A 14935-nucleotide genomic window follows, 5' to 3' on the forward strand; every position below is an offset into this window, starting at 1 on the left:
AGGGGGAGCCGGGGGCGCCGGAACGGGGGGACACCGTCGGCGGGCCCGTCCAGGACACCCCGACCGCACCGACCCGACACCCGCCGCCCGTCCGGACCCGCGGCCGTACCGCTGTCGCCCGCCCGTCGCCCGCCGCGGTCATCCCTCACCCCCGCCCGTCGCCCGCTGCGGTCGTCCCTCGCCCCCGCCCGACTCCCCGCCCCGCAACGGCGCGCCCGCAGCGGCGGGCGCGCGGAAGGAACGCCGCCATGCGCCGCACCCCTGCCCGACTCCCGGCGGTGACCGGATGAACCCTTTCTCCCGCCGCCGCCAGGGCCCACCGGGCCACCCTCGGAAGAACGCCCCGCCGGGCCGCGGTCGGCCCCCGCTCGCCGCGCTGCGCGCCGTCCCCTGGCGGCACGACCTGCCCGCCTCACTGGTGGTGTTCCTGGTTGCCCTCCCGCTGTGCGTCGGGGTGGCCGTCGCCTCCGGCGTCCCGGCCGAACTGGGGCTGGTCACCGGCATTGTCGGCGGCCTGGTCGTCGGCCTGCTGCCCGGCAGCAGCCTGCAGGTCAGCGGGCCCGCCGCCGGACTGACCGTGCTGGTCGCCGAGGCCGTCCAGCGCTTCGGCGTCGCCGCGCTCGGCCCGCTGGTGCTCGGCACCGGCCTGCTCCAGCTGGCGATGGGCGCGCTGCGGCTCGGCCGCTGGTTCCGCGCGATGTCCGCCTCGGTGGTGCACGGCATGCTGGCCGGCATCGGGCTGACCCTGGTGTCCGGCCAGCTGTACGCGCTCGCCGACCGCCGCGCCCCCGGCACCGGCCCGCAGAAGCTCGCCGGACTGCCCGCCCTGCTGACCGACGCGGCGACCGCCGCCGCCAGCCCGAGCGCGGTCGCCCTCGGCCTGGGCACCCTGCTGGTGCTCGTCGGCTGGAAGTACCTCCCGGGCCGCGCGGCCCGGGCCGTCCCCGCGCCGCTGGCCGCCGTCGGCCTGGCCGCCGCCGTCACCGCCGCGGCCGACCTACCGGTGGTCCGGGTCCGGGTCTCCGGCCTGCTCGACGTCGTCCACCTGCCCCAGCCCGCCACACTCGGCGCCCTGGCCGGCACCGCCGGGCTCGGGACGGTTGTCGCCTTCACCCTGATCGCCTCCGCCGAGACGCTGTTCAGCGCCGCCGCCGTCGACCGGATGCACCACGGCCCGCGCACCGACTACGACCGCGAACTCACCGCCCAGGGCCTCGGCAACACCGTCTGCGGACTGCTCGGCGCCCTGCCGATGACCGCGGTGATCGTGCGCAGCGCCGCCAACGTCCAGGCGGGCGCCCGCACCAAGGCCGCGCGCTTCCTGCACGGGCTGTGGCTGCTGCTGTTCACCGCGCTGCTGCCCGGCGTGCTCGGGCTGGTCCCGCTCACCGCGCTGGCCGCCGTGCTGGTGCACGCCGGGGCCAAGCTGGTGCCGCTGCGCCGGATCGTCGCACTGTGCCGGGGGCACCGGGGCGAGGCGCTGGTGCTCGGGGTGACGGCGGTCGCGATCGTCGCCACCGACCTCTTCGAAGGGGTGCTGATCGGCGTCGGCCTGGCGGTGGTCAAGTCCGCCTGGCAGACCTCCCACCTGCAGATCGCCGTCGAGGAGGTGGTGCTGACGACCGGTCGGCCGCTGCACCGGGTGCGGCTGACCGGCAACGCCACCTTCCTGCGGCTGCCCCGGCTGCTGGACACCCTGGAACGGCTGCCCGGCGACCGGCCGGTGGAACTGGACTGGTCCGGCCTGCGACACCTGGACCACGCCTGCACCCTGGCCCTCACCTCCTGGGCCGACCAGCACCGGGCCACGGCCAGCGCCCCACTGGCCGTCGAACCGCCGCTGCCGACGGTCGTCTGACGGAAGTCCGTCCGCACCGCCTAGCCTGGTCGCGGCCCGGAGCGGTCCGGGCCGCGACCAGTGCCGTCGGGTGACAGGAGCGCAGAACCGTGATCGCAGCTTTTTCGGTGACCCCGCTGGGGATCGGCGAGGACGTGGGGGAGGCGGTGGCCGCAGCCGTCCGGGTGGTCCGGGCCAGCGGGCTGCCGAACCGCACGGACGCGATGTTCACCAGCATCGAGGGGGAGTGGGACGACGTGATGCCGGTGATCAGGGCGGCCATCGAGGCGGTGAAGGCGCACAGCAACCGGGTGAGCACGGTCATCAAGATCGACGACCGGGCCGGCGTCACCGACGGCCTCACCGCCAAGGTCGCCTCGGTCGAGCGGCACCTCGCGCAGGGCTGAGACTCAGTCCGTGGAGATGGGTTGCGCGGCGGTCGGTTCGGCCGTGCCGGCTGCCGCGGCCTGCGGGTGACTGGTGGTCAGCAGCCGGTCCAGGGCGTACGGGCCGGAGCCGAGCGCCGCGATGGCCAGGAAGGCCCAGCAGAACATCACGGAGGGCTCGCCCCCGTTCTGGACCACTTGCCGCCATTTCTTGACCGATCGGTCTCGAAAGGGCTAGCGTTCACGTCATGGCGCGAACGAAGGAATTCGACCCCGATGCGGCGCTCCAGGCAGCCCTCGAACTGTTCTGGCGCCGCGGCTACGAGGCCACCTCCATGGCCGACCTGGTCGAGGGGCTCGGCATCGCCAGGGCCAGCATCTACGCGACCTTCGGCAGCAAGCACGAGCTCTACCTGCGTGCGCTGGAGCGCTACAACGAGCAGCACAACCCGGGCCTGCTGGCCGAGCTGTCCCAGCCCGGCCCGGTGCTGCCGGCCGTCCGCGCCCTGGTGCGCCGGTACGCGCTGATGGGGGAGGAGGACCGCAAGCGCGGCTGCTTCATCACCAACACGGCCGTCGAACTCGCGCCGCACGACGAGGCGGCGGCCCGCCGGGTGGAGGTCAGCTACGACCACCTGGAGACGGCGCTGACCGCCGCCCTGCTGCGCGCCGACGCCCAGGGCGAACTGCCCGCCGGGCGGGAGCCGCGCGCGCTGGCCCGGATGCTGGTGGTGCTGCTGCAGGGGATCCGCGTGGTGGGCAAGACCGCCGACGGCGCGCCCCGGGTGCGGGACGCCGCCGAGCAGGCACTGGCGCTGCTGGACTGAGCTCCGGCCGTCCGGCCGGTGTCGTCTGCTGTCCTTATTCTGGACCGAATGGTCTTAAAAGTTTGGTGTGGGGGGAGTTCCATGACCATCGTCGCGCCGACGGCCCGGGCGGCCTTCGCGCTGCTCGGCGTCGTCCAGTCAGTGCTGATCTTCACCATCATGATCCTCACCGTGCCGCTGCCCCTGGTCGCCCGGGAGCTCGCGCTCGGCCCGTCCGAGGTGCTGCTGCTGAGCGCCGCGTACGGGCTCTCCTTCGCCGCGCTGCTGCTCCTCGGCGGACGGCTGACCGACCGTTACGGCGGTCGCCGGATGCTGCGGTGGGGCCTGGCGCTGCTCGCCGCGGCCTCGGTGGCCTGCGCCCTCGCACCCGACTACCCCGTCCTGCTGGCCGGCCGCTTCGTCCAGGGCGCCGGGGCGGCCCTCACCGCCCCGGCCGCGGTCGCGGTGGTCCGCCGGCTGTACCCCGAACCCGCCGCCTACCGACGGGCGATGGCCACCTGGGGCGGCCTCTCGGTGATCGGCGCGACGGCCGGCAGCGTGGTGTCGGGCGCGGTCGCCGCCGCGGTGTCGTGGCGCTGGCTGTTCGCGGTGCCCGTACTGGTCGCCCTGGCCGGCCTCGCGCGCTCCGGCTCGCTGCCCACCCCCGCACCCGCCGGCCGCCGCCCGGCGCTCGATCTGCGCGGCGCCGCCCTCGCCACCACCGGGCTCTGCACGGCGAGTTACGCCCTCGTGGCCTCCACGGACCACGGCTGGCGCACCGCCGAGGTGCTCGCGCCGCTGGCGGCCGGACTGCTCCTGCTGCTCGCCTTCGCCAGCGCCGAACGCCGCACCGCCGACCCGCTGCTGCCACCCGGCTTCCTCGCCGACCGGCCCCGGGCCACCGCGCTGGTCGCCGTGATGGCGACCTCCGCCGGCACCGCATTGGCCTTCGTCCTGCTCTCGCTCTACCTCCAGCAGCTGCGCGGCTGGAGCGCGGCCGACACCTCCGCCGCCTTCCTGCCGTACGCGGCCGCCCTACTGCTCTCCGGCCGGCTGGCCGGCCCACTGGCCGTCCGGTACGGGCCGGTCCCGGTCACCGCCGCCGGCCTCGCCCTGGAAGGCGTCGGACTCGCCCTGCTGGCCGGGCTCGACCCCGGCAGCTCCTACACCACCGGCCTGCTGCCCGGACTGCTCCTGCTGCCCGCCGGGGCCGCCGCGTCGTTCGCCGGAGCGGCCGTACTGGCCACCGGCGGCGTGGCACCCGAGCGGACCGGCCTGGCCGCGGGCGTCTTCAACACCGCCATGGAACTCGGCCCCACCGCCGGGCTGGCCGCCCTGATGGCGCTCGCCGCCACCCGCCCGACCGTCGTCGGCGGCTACGCCGCGGCCTTCGCGGTGGCCGCCGCCGGGCTGGCGCTCACCACCCTCGCCGTCGCCGCGCTTCCCAGGACCGGCGGCACCACAAGGACCACCACCACGACCACCACCACGACCACCACCAACGCACCCGAACGCACCACTCGAACCAAGGAGTTCACTTCATGAGCACGCGTTTCGCCGACAAGTCCGTCCTGGTCACCGGCGGCGGCAGCGGCATCGGGCGGGGCATCGCGCTCGCCTTCGCCCAGGAGGGCGCCCGGGTCGCGGTCGCCGGGCGCAGCGCCGGCCCGCTGGCCGAGACGGTCGCGCTGATCGAGGAGGCGGGCGGCAAGGCCGTCGCGCTGACCGGCGACGTGACGAACAGTGAGGATGCCGCCCGGCTGGTCCGGGAGACCGTCGAGCGGTTCGGCGGACTGGACGTCGCCGTCAACAACGCCGGGGTGTTCGGCGCGGCCGGCCCGGTCGCCGAGATCGACGAGGACGAGTTCCGGCGGGTGTTCGAGATCAACGTGACCGGCACCCTGCTGGCGATGAAGCACCAGATCGGCCACATGCGGGCCCACGGCGGCGGCGCCATCGTCAACGTCTCGTCCAACCTGGGCGCCCACAGGCGGGCCGAGGGCGCCGGCGCCTACAACGCCAGCAAGGCCGCCGTCACCGCGCTCACCCGCTCCGCCGCCCGCGACCACATCGGCGAGGGCGTGCGGATCAACACCGTCAGCCCCGGCCCGGTGGACACCCCGATGTCGACCCGGCCCGGGGAGAGCGCCGCCGACAAGAGCGACCGGATGAAGTCCGAGGTGCCGGTCGGCCGTTCCGGCGCGGTCACGGAGATCGCCGCCGCCGTGCTGTACCTGGCCTCGCCGGAGGCGGGCTACACCGTCGGCGCAGACCTGGTGCTGGACGGCGGCGTCACCGCCTGAGTCATCCGCCGTGGTCTCAACAATCCTTGCGGACAAGGGTTGTTGGGACCACGGCGCGGTACTACAGCGCGTCCAGGGCGTCCTCGGTGCGGGCCCGCCCCACCATGAAGGCCTCCTCGATCAGCAGCACCAGCACGTCCGGCCCCGCGAACCAGCGGCAGTCGCGGCCCAGAGCAGGCAACTCCACCAGGCCGTCCGGAATCTCGTCGTCGGCCTCGTAGAAGACACCCAAATCATCGTCCTCCAGCAGCTTCTCGCTCATCGCCATCACCGCCGCCGCCGTCGAGAAGCGCTCCTCCCAGGGCTCCCACCGCTCCTGCGACTTGTCCGCGAGGTCCGGCCGGGCCACCGTCGGCGGGTCCGCCTGCGCAAGGTCGTCCAGCAGCACGCCCCAGTGGGCGCTGCCCTGGTTCTCCGCGCGGTACACGAGTGCGCCGTCCAGCACGTAGAGCTCGTCCGGCGTCAGCAGCACGTCCTGGGAGCTGGTGAGGTCGGCCCGGCGCCCGAAGAGCCGGTACGCCTCGCGCAGCGCTGTCGGCAGCCGCAGCCCGAGCCGTTGCTCGGCCGCGTCCAGTTCGGCGTCGGTGAAGCCGTCCTGAGGCGTCAGCGGTTCGCCCCAGTGCGCGGCGAAGCCCCGGACGAGGGCCCAGGCGCCCTCGCGGCCGCGCAGGGTTTCGGCCATCGCGGCCGGCATGTCGAAATCCGTGTCGTTCACCGGCGCACCGTACGACACCGCGCTGACAGTGCCCGGGGCCGAACCCTCGTCAGCGCACGACCGGCTGAATCCGACGCGAACGCGTAATCCCGGGGACACCGGTTGATCACCACGGGGTTCCCACGCCGTCGTTCGGGCAAGACACGGTTTCGGCCGGAACCGACACACGAAAGGCGGACGCGCGACAGATGCCGACCGCACCGCACACCGCACGCAGAAGCCGCTGGGGCGAGCACGGGCTCGCCTGGGCCTTCCTGCTGCCCTCGCTGGTGGTCTTCGCCCTGTTCATCGGCTACCCGCTGGGACGGACGATCTACCTGAGCGGGCACGCCAACGACCTCTTCGGCGCGCCCTCCCGCTACGTCGGGATGAAGCACTACACCGACCTGCTGTCCTCGGCCGACTTCGGCCGGACGCTGGTCACCACGGGGCTGTTCACCCTGCTCACCGTGGTGCCCGGGGTGCTCGGCGCGCTGGTGCTGGTGCTGCTGCTGGAGAACCGGATCCGGGGCGTACGGCTGCTGCGCTCCGCGTTCGCGCTGCCCTTCGCCTTCTCGGTGGCCAGCGCCTCGGTGGTCTTCGCGGTGTTCTTCAACCCCGCCAGCGGGGTGCTCAACGGCCTGCTGTCGCACGTCGGCCTCGGCCCGATCGGCTGGCTCACCGACTCCCGGTACGCGCTGGTCTCGGTGGCCCTGACCACGGTCTGGATGAACCTCGGCTACAACGTGCTGGTGCTCTCGGCGGGCATCGGCTCGATCCCCGGCGAGATCGTCGAGGCGGCCCGCATCGACGGCGCCTCCGGCCTGCGGCTGGCCCGCTCGATCACCGTCCCGATGCTCGGCCCGAACCTGTTCTTCCTGACCGTGGTCTCCACCGTCCACGCACTGCAGAGTTTCGGCCAGATCCACATCCTCACCAAGGGCGGGCCGGACGGCTCCACCCGGACCCTCGTCTACTCGGTCTACGAGAAGGCCTTCGCCTACAACTCCAGTGACTTCGGCACGGCGAGCGCCCAGGCCGTGGTGCTGCTGGTGGTCGTCCTCGCCTGCACGGCCGTCCAGTTCGGCGTCCTGGAGCGGAAGGTGCACTACGCATGAGCACTCTTGCCACTGAAGCCGAAGCGAAGAAGACCGACGCGCCCCGCCCACGCACCCGGGTGCTCGCCGGGCGCTCCCCGCGCGACCTGCTGGGCCGCGCCGTCGTCTACCTGCTGCTGGCCGTCGCCCTGGTCACCGTGGCCTTCCCGGTGTACTACGCGATCGCCGGCGCCTTCATGGGCCCTTCCGAACTCTCCTCCTACCCACCGGCGTTGGTGCCGCACTCGGTCACCGGGCGGAACTTCTCCGGCGCCGTGGACACCATCCCGCTGTTCCGGCAGTACGCCAACTCGGCGATCACGGCCACCGCGATCACCCTCGCCCAGCTGTTCACCTCGATCCTGGCCGCGTACGCCTTCGTCTTCCTGCCGCTGAAGGCGCGGGCCGTGGTGTTCGGGGTGTTCCTGGCCACGCTGATGGTCCCGTGGGAGGCCATCATCATCCCCAACTACCTGACGCTGTCGGACTGGGGCTTCGGCAACACCTACTTCGGTCTGGTCCTGCCCTTCCTGGCCTCCGGCTTCGGCACCTTCATGCTGCGCCAGGCCTTCCGGCAGCTGCCCGGCGAGCTGCGCGACGCGGCCCGGATCGACGGCGCCGGGCACTGGCGCTTCCTGTGGCGGATCGTCGTCCCGCTGAACAAGCCGGCCCTGGCCGCGCTGTCGATCTACGTCTTCCTGTCGGCCTGGAACCAGTACTTCTGGCCGCTGATCATCACGCGCACGGCCGACATGCAGACCCTGCAGATCGGCCTCACCTCGCTGCGCGACTCCGAGATGGCCGACCCGGGCCTGATCCTGGCCGGCGTCGTGCTCTCCCTGCTGCCCACCCTCGCCCTGGTGGTCTTCGGCCAGCGCTTCATCGTCCGCGGCCTCACCGCGGGCGCCGTCCGCTGACCCACTCCGCTGACCCGTCGGCACCCGTCCCCCTTCAGGAAAGAAGAGAGAACCCTCGTGAAGAAGAGTGCACGCGCGCTCGCGGCCCTGCTGGTGGCCGGCCTGTCCCTGACCGCCTGCGGTTCCAGCGGCTCCGACTCGGGTGGATCCGCCGACGCCGGCGCCCCCGGGGCCCAGGCGCTCGACCAGGCCTCCGGCGTGACCACCGTCGAGTTCTGGCACTCGATGACCGGCAAGAACGCCGACGTGCTGAACGGCCTGGTCAGCCAGTTCAACGCCGCCCACCAGGGCAAGATCGAGGTCAAGGCGCAGTTCCAGGGCAAGTACGACGAGCTGGTCACCAAGTACAAGGCCGCGGTGCAGCAGAAGGGCACCCCCGCCCTGGTGCAGGTCTACGACATCGGCACCCGCTTCATGATCGACTCAAGGCAGACCGTCCCCGCCCAGGCCTTCGCCGACAAGGACGGCTACTCGCTGGACGACCTCGACCCCAACATCCGCAACTACTACTCGGCCGGCGGCAAGCTGGTCTCGATGCCGTTCAACTCCTCGATGCCGCTGCTCTACCTGAACACCGACGCCTTCAAGGAGGCCGGCCTGGACCCGGCGCAGCCGCCCAAGGACCTCAACGAGCTGGCGGACGTGGCGAAGAAGCTCACCAAGAAGGACGCCGACGGCAAGACCGTCCGCTACGGCTTCGGCGCCGCCATCTACGGCTGGTTCGTCGAGGAGCTGATCGCCGAGTCCGGCACCATGTACTGCGACAACGACAACGGGCGCAGCAACAAGGCGGGCAAGGTCGTGTTCGACTCCGCCCAGGGCGCGCAGATCGTCCAGTGGTGGGCCGACCTGGTCAAGGGCGGGTACGCGGCCAACACCGGCCGGGTCACCGACGACGCCCAGGCCGCCTTCAAGTCCGGCACGGTCGCGATGCACCTGGAGTCCACCGGCGTGCTGCGCGGCTACACCGAGGCCGCCAAGTTCGGCGTCGGCACCGCGGCCTTCCCCAAGGTCACCGCCGCCGACCAGGGCGGCCCGGCGATCGGCGGCGCCTCGCTGTGGATCAGCGGCCCCGGCCACTCGGACGCCGAGAAGCGCGCCGCCTGGGAGTTCGAGAAGTTCCTCACCGGCCCCGAGCAGCAGGCCGCCTGGCACACCGGCACCGGCTACTTCCCGGTCAACAGGAAGTCCCTGGACGACCCCAAGGACAAGGAGTGGGTGGCCAAGTACCCGCAGTTCCAGACGGCCATCGACCAGCTGAAGGCCACCAAGCCCACCCCGGCCACCGCCGGCTGCCTGCTCGGTGTGATGCCGCAGGCCCGCAAGGGCGTGGAGACCGCCATCGAGCAGACCATCGCCGGCAGCAAGACCGCCCAGCAGGCCCTCGCCGACGCGGCCAAGGAGCTCCAGCCCGCGATCGAGAGCTACAACAGCTCGGTCGGCTGACCCCGCTGCCCCGTACGACTGCCCGTACGACGCCCCACACGACGGCCCGCCCGGCGCACCACGCGCCCGGCGGGCCGTCGCCGTCGCGCCGGATCAGGCCGAGAGCGCCTCGCCGTCCTCGGGCAGCGCGCACGCGCCCGCCAGCTCGTCCAGCGACAGATCGAGCGCGAAGGCCAGCGCCGCGATGGTGAAGAACGACGGCGTCGGCGCCCGACCCGTCTCGATCTTCCGCAGCGTCTCCGCCGAGACGCCGGCCACCGCCGCCACCTCGACCATGCTGCGCTCACCACGCGCCTCACGCAGCAGCGCCCCGAAGCGCTCCCCACGCTCGCGCTCCCACGGGGTCAGCGGAGTCCTCACCATGCCGTCGAGTCTAGGGCCTGGTGGTCAACCACAGGACAGCTCCGTCGACCGTGATACAAATACCGGTATAAGAATTGGATTCAGGGAGTGATTCACCATGGTCGAACTCAAGTCGGACACCGCCCTCGCCGCGATGCGCGAGGCCGGGAGGGTCGTCGCCGACGCGCTGGCGGCCGTGCGGCAGGAAGCGGCGGTGGGCGTCAGCCTGCTGGAGCTGGACGAGGTGGCGCGGGGCGTCCTCAAGGCCGCCGGGGCCGGCTCGCCCTTCCTCGGCTACCGCCCGTCCTTCGCGCCCGTGCCCTTCCCCGCCGTCATCTGCGCCTCCGTCAACGACGCCGTGGTGCACGGCATCCCGAACGGCTACCGACTGCGCGACGGCGACCTGGTGAGCATCGACTGCGGCGCCGTTCTGGACGGATGGTGCGGCGACTCCGCGATCAGCTTCACCGTCGGAGCCGCCCGCCCCGAGGACGACGAGCTGATCGCCGCCACCCGGCGCGCCCTGGAGGCCGGGATCGCCGCCGCCGTGGTCGGCAACCGGATCGGCGACATCGCCCACGCCATCGGCAAGTCGGCCCGCGCCGGACGCTACGGCCTGCTCGAAGGCTTCGGCGGGCACGGCATCGGCCGCCAGATGCACGAGGACCCGCACCTCCCCAATGAGGGGCGCCCGGGCCGGGGCTACCCGCTGCGCCCGGGCCTGGTGCTGGCCATCGAGCCGATGCTCATCGCCGGCGGCCGCGACGAGTACGACACCGACCCGGACGGCTGGACCCTGCGCACCACCGACGGCACCCGCGCCGCCCACGTCGAGCACACCGTCGCCATCACCGAGGGCGGCCCGCAGATCCTCACCCTGCCCTGACCCGCGGTGACGCACCTCCCGCGCTGTTGTCGGTGTCGCCCGGCAGGTTGATCCTCAGGCAACTCCGGTACAGCTGCCGCTTGTGCCCGAACGGTCCTCAGCGTTCCGCGCCGGCCCTCCCGGGCCCGCGCTACGCGGGCCGGCGCCGCCCGGGGCGAGCCGCCGCCGTCCGGGGATGATCGGCGGCGGCGATCAGGGCGGCCAGCCCGGTGGTCACCGGCACCGCGGCGACCAGCCCGATGCTGCCGACCAGGGTGCGGGCGATCTCCTCCGCGACCAGTTCGCTGGTGGCCACCGACACCACCGTCCGGTGGGCGATGGAGAACAGCAGGAGCAGCGGCAGCGCCGCGCCCGCGTACGCGAGGACCAGGGTGTTGACGGTCGAGGCGATGTGGTCGCGGCCGATCCGCATGCCCGTCCGGTACAGCCGGCCGGCGCCCATCGTCGGGTCGGTCTCGTGCAGTTCCCAGATCGCCGAGGTCTGGGTGACCGTCACGTCGAACAGCACGCCGAGCGAGCCGATCACGTACCCGGCCAGGAGGAGGCCGCGGATCTCGATGCCGGGGTAGAGGTCGTGGATGAGGCCGGTCTCCTCCGAGGTGTTCCCGGTCAGGTGGGCCCAGGCGGCGAAGACCAGGCTCAGCACCCCGATCAGCACCAGGGACACCAGCGTTCCGAGCACCGCCACCGAGGTGCGGGCGGACAGCCCGTGGCACAGGTAGAGGGCGATCAGCATGATCGCGCTGGCGCCGACGATCGCCACCAGCAGCGGGTCCGAGCCGCGCAGGACGGCGGGCAGGATGAACAGCGAGAGCACGGCGAAGCTGATCGCCAGCGCGATCAGCGCGGCCACTCCGCGCCAGCGGCCGATCACCACCACGACGACGGCGAACAGCCCGGCCAGCACGCCCATCGGCAGGTTCCGGTCCACGTCCACCACGCTGTACTGGAGGTCCGCGGGAGCGTCCGGCGCGTACGTCAGGACGACCCGTTCGCCGAGCCCGTACTGCCGGGGCTCGGACGGGTGGACGACCACGGTGAAGGTGCGGCCCCGGTCCGGGCCGTCGGTGACCTCGACGGTGTCCTGCCGGCAGGTGCCCTGGTCGGCGGGGTTGAGGTCGCTGCACGGCAGTTCCCGGACGGCGGTGACCCGGCCGTGCCGGACCTGCTGGTCGAAGCCGACCCCGGTGTGCTGGTGGGCGGGTACGCCGTCCGGCCAGAGCACCGCGAGGCCGACCACCACGGCCACCGCGAACGGGATCAGCACGGCCGCGATCACCTTGCGCAGGTGCGCGGAGACCGGCGCGGCCGGCCCGTGGGCGTGGCTGTGTCCCACGGGCGCGCCGCCCTCGTGCCCGTGCCCGTGCCCGTGCCCGTCGTCCGGCATCCCCGCATCCACCTCGCGTCTCCTCGGTTCTCCTGAGTGGCACCCGAAATCATCGGCGCCCGACGCCCGGTAGCCCCGCAGGGCCCGAACCGTGGGCGCGCCGCGAGCGGGCGCAGGGTGCACCCCGGCGCCGGGGGCGGGGTTGCCCCACCGGTGATCGGCCAGCTGCCCGCATGGGCCCAAGTCCGGGGCCACGGCGGACTCTTGAGCACGTCAAAGCTCACCGGTCTCACCCTCGGAGAGGCAACGGGCCGTGGACGAACGGTCCTTGTCTCTTCGTGGACCTCCATTCGACCGTCGCACATGAGTCGAATCTGTCGCGATTTTGTGACAATAGTTCGCCAACACGCCCCCCACCGTGGGGATTCCCGGCCTTAATGTTCGAACTATGTCACCGAAGAGCCGCATACCTGCCCCGGACCCGGGCGACACCTGGGTGCCCCGCCCCCGGCGCCGACAGACCCCGCTCGGAATCCTGCGCCATGCGGCCACCTTCCTCGGCTCCAGCGTGCTGGGCGGCGTCCTGCTGGCCGGCCTGATCCTCCCGGGGGCGGGCGCGGTCGGACTCGGGGTGAAGAACGGCGCCGAGGGCTTCGAGAGCATCCCCGACGACTTCAAGACCCCGCCGCTCACCCAGGCCACCCAGATCTACGACGCCAAGGGCGGCCTGATCGCCAAGGTCTACGAGCGCGACCGCACCGTGCTGACCGCCGACCAGATGTCGCCGCTGATCCGCAAGGCGCAGGTGGACATCGAGGACGCGCGCTTCTACGAGCACGGCGCGGTGGACCTCAAGGGCGTCCTGCGGGCGATCACCAAGAACGCGGAGAGCGGCGCCGCCGTGCAGGGCGCCTCCACCCTCACCCAGCAGTACGTGAAGAACGTCAACGTCGAGATGGCCGGGGACGATCCGGTGGCGGTGCGCGAGGCCCAGCGCAAGACCCTCGGCCGCAAGATCCAGGAACTCCGGTACGCCATCAAGCTGGAGGAGGACCTCCCGAAGGAGCAGATCCTCACCAACTACCTGAACATCACCTTCTACGGCCACCAGGCGTACGGCATCCAGGCCGCCTCCCAGCGCTACTTCGGCAAGGACGCCAAGGACCTCACCCTCCCCGAGGCGGCGATGCTCGCCGGGCTGGTGCAGAACCCGTCCCAGTACGACCCCAAGCTGCACCCGGTCGCCGCCCAGAAGCGCCGGGACACCGTCATCGACAAGATGGTCGAGAACAAGCACATCACCGCCGAACAGGCCAAGGAGGCCAAGGCAGCCCCGCTCGGCCTCGACTACCGCGACCCGCAGAACGGCTGCATCACCGCCCAGGCCGGCATGGGCTTCTTCTGCGACTACGTCCGTCACGTGGTCAAGCAGGACCCGACCTTCGGCAAGAGCGCCGCCGAGCGCAAGAAGCTCTGGGACACCGGCGGGCTGAACATCTACACCACCCTCGACCCGGACAAGCAGGCCGCCGCGCAGAACGCCGTCTCCACCAAGGTGTACGTCACCGACCCGGTCTCGGCGGCGATGACGATGGTCGAGCCCGGCACCGGCAAGATCCTGGCGATGGCCCAGACCCGCCCGTACGGCCTGGCGAAGGAGAAGAACCAGACCGTCGTCAACCTCAACGTGGACGCGGCGATGGGCGGGGGCATCGGCTTCCAGCCCGGCTCCAACTTCAAGCCGATCGTGGCCGCCGCCGCCCTGGAGGCCGGGTTGCCGCCCACCCAGCAGTACGACTCGCCGAACCGGATGGACTGGCCGACGATGAAGACCTGCGACGGCACCTGGAAGAACCTCGACAAGGGCAAGAAGCAGGGGGTCATCCCCAACGAGAGCCCGAGCGAGAAGGGGCCGTACCAGCTCAAGCAGGCGATGGCGCTCTCGGTCAACACCTACTTCGTGCAGATGGAGCAGGAGATCGGGCTCTGCGCCGTCAAGCAGATGGCCAACAAGCTGGGCGTGGCGGGCAAGGCGAGCGGCGACCCGCTGCAGGAGGTGCCGGCCCTCGGCCTCGGCACCCAGGAGGTCAGCCCGCTGACCATGGCGAACGTCTACGCGACCTTCGCCGCCCGGGGCAGCTACTGCGCGCCGCTGGCGATCAACCGGATCACCACGGTGGACGGCAAGGACGTCCCGGTGGCGCCCGTCCGCTGCAACCAGGTGATGTCCCAGGACACCGCCGACGTGATCAACAGCGTGCTGCTCGGGGTGACCGAGAAGGGCGGCACGGCGCGGGACCTCCGGCTGGACGACGACCGCCAGATCGCCGGCAAGACCGGTACCACGGACGAGAAGAAGTCCGCCTGGTTCACCGGCTACACCGGCAACCTGGCCGGCTCGGTGTGGCTGGGCAGCCCGGGCACCAAGGTGCCGATGCGCAACATCCGGATCGGCGGCGAGTACCAGCCCGAGGTGTTCGGGGCGACCGGCCCGGGGCCGATCTGGCAGAAGGCGATGAGCGACGCCGTCCGCACCATGCCGGACAAGGAGTTCACCACCGTCTACATCCCGGACCAGGTCAAGCACGACCCGGGCTGCGCCACCCCCGGCGGCTCGCCCGGCTCGGAGACCTGCACCGGGGCGCCCAGTCCGGGGAACACCGGCAGGCCGCGCGGCACCAACCCGTCGACCGGCGGCCCGACCGGCCGTTACACCCCGACCATCCCGACCGCCCCGCCGGACCCTGGGGACCAGTGAGCCCCGAACGGCAGCGGATGAACGGCCGCGGGGGGGGGGGGGCCCCCCGGCGCGCGCGGGGGCGCGGCCCGGGAAACCACCAGCGGGGCGGCCCCCCGGCCGCCCGGGGGGCGGGGGGGGGTGAGAACCCCCCGGG

14 protein-coding genes are annotated in these 14935 nt (G+C 72.5%); 10 read left to right on the forward strand and 4 right to left on the reverse strand.

The features are described from left to right. Positions 1 to 286 precede the first annotated feature (286 nt). Together ACIG5E_RS32615 and ACIG5E_RS32620 are read left to right on the forward strand one after the other, a co-directional pair. Complete coding sequence (locus ACIG5E_RS32615) at positions 287 to 1858, forward strand: SulP family inorganic anion transporter (RefSeq protein WP_396539633.1); 1572 nt, start codon at positions 287 to 289, stop codon at positions 1856 to 1858. Positions 1859 to 1947: 89 nt separating this feature from the next. Continuing rightward, positions 1948 to 2244: an MTH1187 family thiamine-binding protein gene (locus ACIG5E_RS32620; RefSeq protein WP_396539635.1), complete on the forward strand. Its 297-nt coding sequence runs from the start codon at positions 1948 to 1950 to the stop codon at positions 2242 to 2244. Between the two features lie 3 nt (positions 2245 to 2247). Here the strand turns inward: ACIG5E_RS32620 and ACIG5E_RS32625 are convergent, their stop codons facing one another. Beyond that, positions 2248 to 2421, reverse strand: a complete 174-nt coding sequence (locus ACIG5E_RS32625) for a hypothetical protein (protein WP_396539637.1) — start codon at positions 2419 to 2421, stop codon at positions 2248 to 2250. Between the two features lie 50 nt (positions 2422 to 2471). Between ACIG5E_RS32625 and ACIG5E_RS32630 the strand changes: the two genes are divergently transcribed. From ACIG5E_RS32630 to ACIG5E_RS32640, 3 genes are all read left to right on the forward strand, one after another. Next, positions 2472 to 3050: a TetR/AcrR family transcriptional regulator gene (locus ACIG5E_RS32630; protein ID WP_396539639.1), complete on the forward strand. Its 579-nt coding sequence runs from the start codon at positions 2472 to 2474 to the stop codon at positions 3048 to 3050. 81 nt (positions 3051 to 3131) lie between these two features. Continuing rightward, a complete protein-coding gene (locus tag ACIG5E_RS32635; RefSeq protein WP_396539641.1) occupies positions 3132 to 4574 on the forward strand; it encodes an MFS transporter in 1443 nt (480 codons plus the stop codon). Continuing rightward, positions 4571 to 5332: an SDR family NAD(P)-dependent oxidoreductase gene (locus ACIG5E_RS32640; protein WP_396539643.1), complete on the forward strand. Its 762-nt coding sequence runs from the start codon at positions 4571 to 4573 to the stop codon at positions 5330 to 5332. Before ACIG5E_RS32635 ends, ACIG5E_RS32640 begins: the two co-directional genes overlap by 4 nt. Positions 5333 to 5393: 61 nt before the next feature. On the opposite strand, the gene ACIG5E_RS32645 is transcribed toward ACIG5E_RS32640, so the two are convergent. Next, the gene (locus ACIG5E_RS32645; RefSeq protein ID WP_396539645.1) at positions 5394 to 6047 is read right to left on the reverse strand and encodes an SMI1/KNR4 family protein; all 654 of its coding nucleotides are present in this window, start codon (positions 6045 to 6047) and stop codon (positions 5394 to 5396) included. A gap of 188 nt (positions 6048 to 6235) precedes the next feature. Between ACIG5E_RS32645 and ACIG5E_RS32650 the strand changes: the two genes are divergently transcribed. The 3 genes from ACIG5E_RS32650 to ACIG5E_RS32660 are packed head-to-tail and all read left to right on the forward strand — an operon-like array spanning position 6236 to position 9486. After that, positions 6236 to 7144 (forward strand): carbohydrate ABC transporter permease, encoded by a 909-nt coding sequence (locus ACIG5E_RS32650; protein WP_396539647.1) that lies wholly within the window; start codon positions 6236 to 6238, stop codon positions 7142 to 7144. Further along, positions 7141 to 8040, forward strand: coding sequence for a carbohydrate ABC transporter permease (locus tag ACIG5E_RS32655; protein ID WP_396539649.1), 900 nt, complete (start codon positions 7141 to 7143; stop codon positions 8038 to 8040). The genes ACIG5E_RS32650 and ACIG5E_RS32655 overlap by 4 nt, the downstream gene beginning before the upstream one ends. Before the next feature lie 57 nt (positions 8041 to 8097). Further along, positions 8098 to 9486, forward strand: coding sequence for an ABC transporter substrate-binding protein (locus ACIG5E_RS32660; RefSeq protein ID WP_396539651.1), 1389 nt, complete (start codon positions 8098 to 8100; stop codon positions 9484 to 9486). A 93-nt stretch (positions 9487 to 9579) separates the two neighbouring features. Here the strand turns inward: ACIG5E_RS32660 and ACIG5E_RS32665 are convergent, their stop codons facing one another. Continuing rightward, positions 9580 to 9849: a helix-turn-helix domain-containing protein gene (locus ACIG5E_RS32665; RefSeq protein ID WP_396539653.1), complete on the reverse strand. Its 270-nt coding sequence runs from the start codon at positions 9847 to 9849 to the stop codon at positions 9580 to 9582. A gap of 97 nt (positions 9850 to 9946) precedes the next feature. On the opposite strand from ACIG5E_RS32665, the gene map reads away from it, so the two are divergent. Beyond that, positions 9947 to 10714, forward strand: a complete 768-nt coding sequence (gene map, locus ACIG5E_RS32670) for a type I methionyl aminopeptidase (protein WP_396539655.1) — start codon at positions 9947 to 9949, stop codon at positions 10712 to 10714. 130 nt (positions 10715 to 10844) lie between these two features. Here the strand turns inward: map and ACIG5E_RS32675 are convergent, their stop codons facing one another. Next, complete coding sequence (locus ACIG5E_RS32675) at positions 10845 to 12101, reverse strand: YibE/F family protein (protein WP_396539719.1); 1257 nt, start codon at positions 12099 to 12101, stop codon at positions 10845 to 10847. A gap of 388 nt (positions 12102 to 12489) precedes the next feature. Here ACIG5E_RS32675 and ACIG5E_RS32680 point away from each other — a divergent pair, with 388 nt between their 5' ends. Beyond that, positions 12490 to 14799 (forward strand): transglycosylase domain-containing protein, encoded by a 2310-nt coding sequence (locus ACIG5E_RS32680; RefSeq protein WP_396539657.1) that lies wholly within the window; start codon positions 12490 to 12492, stop codon positions 14797 to 14799. The last annotated feature ends 136 nt before the right edge of the window (positions 14800 to 14935 follow it).

Origin of the sequence: Kitasatospora sp. NPDC053057, from assembly GCF_044546945.1 — a bacterium.
Lineage (GTDB): Bacteria > Actinomycetota > Actinomycetes > Streptomycetales > Streptomycetaceae > Kitasatospora.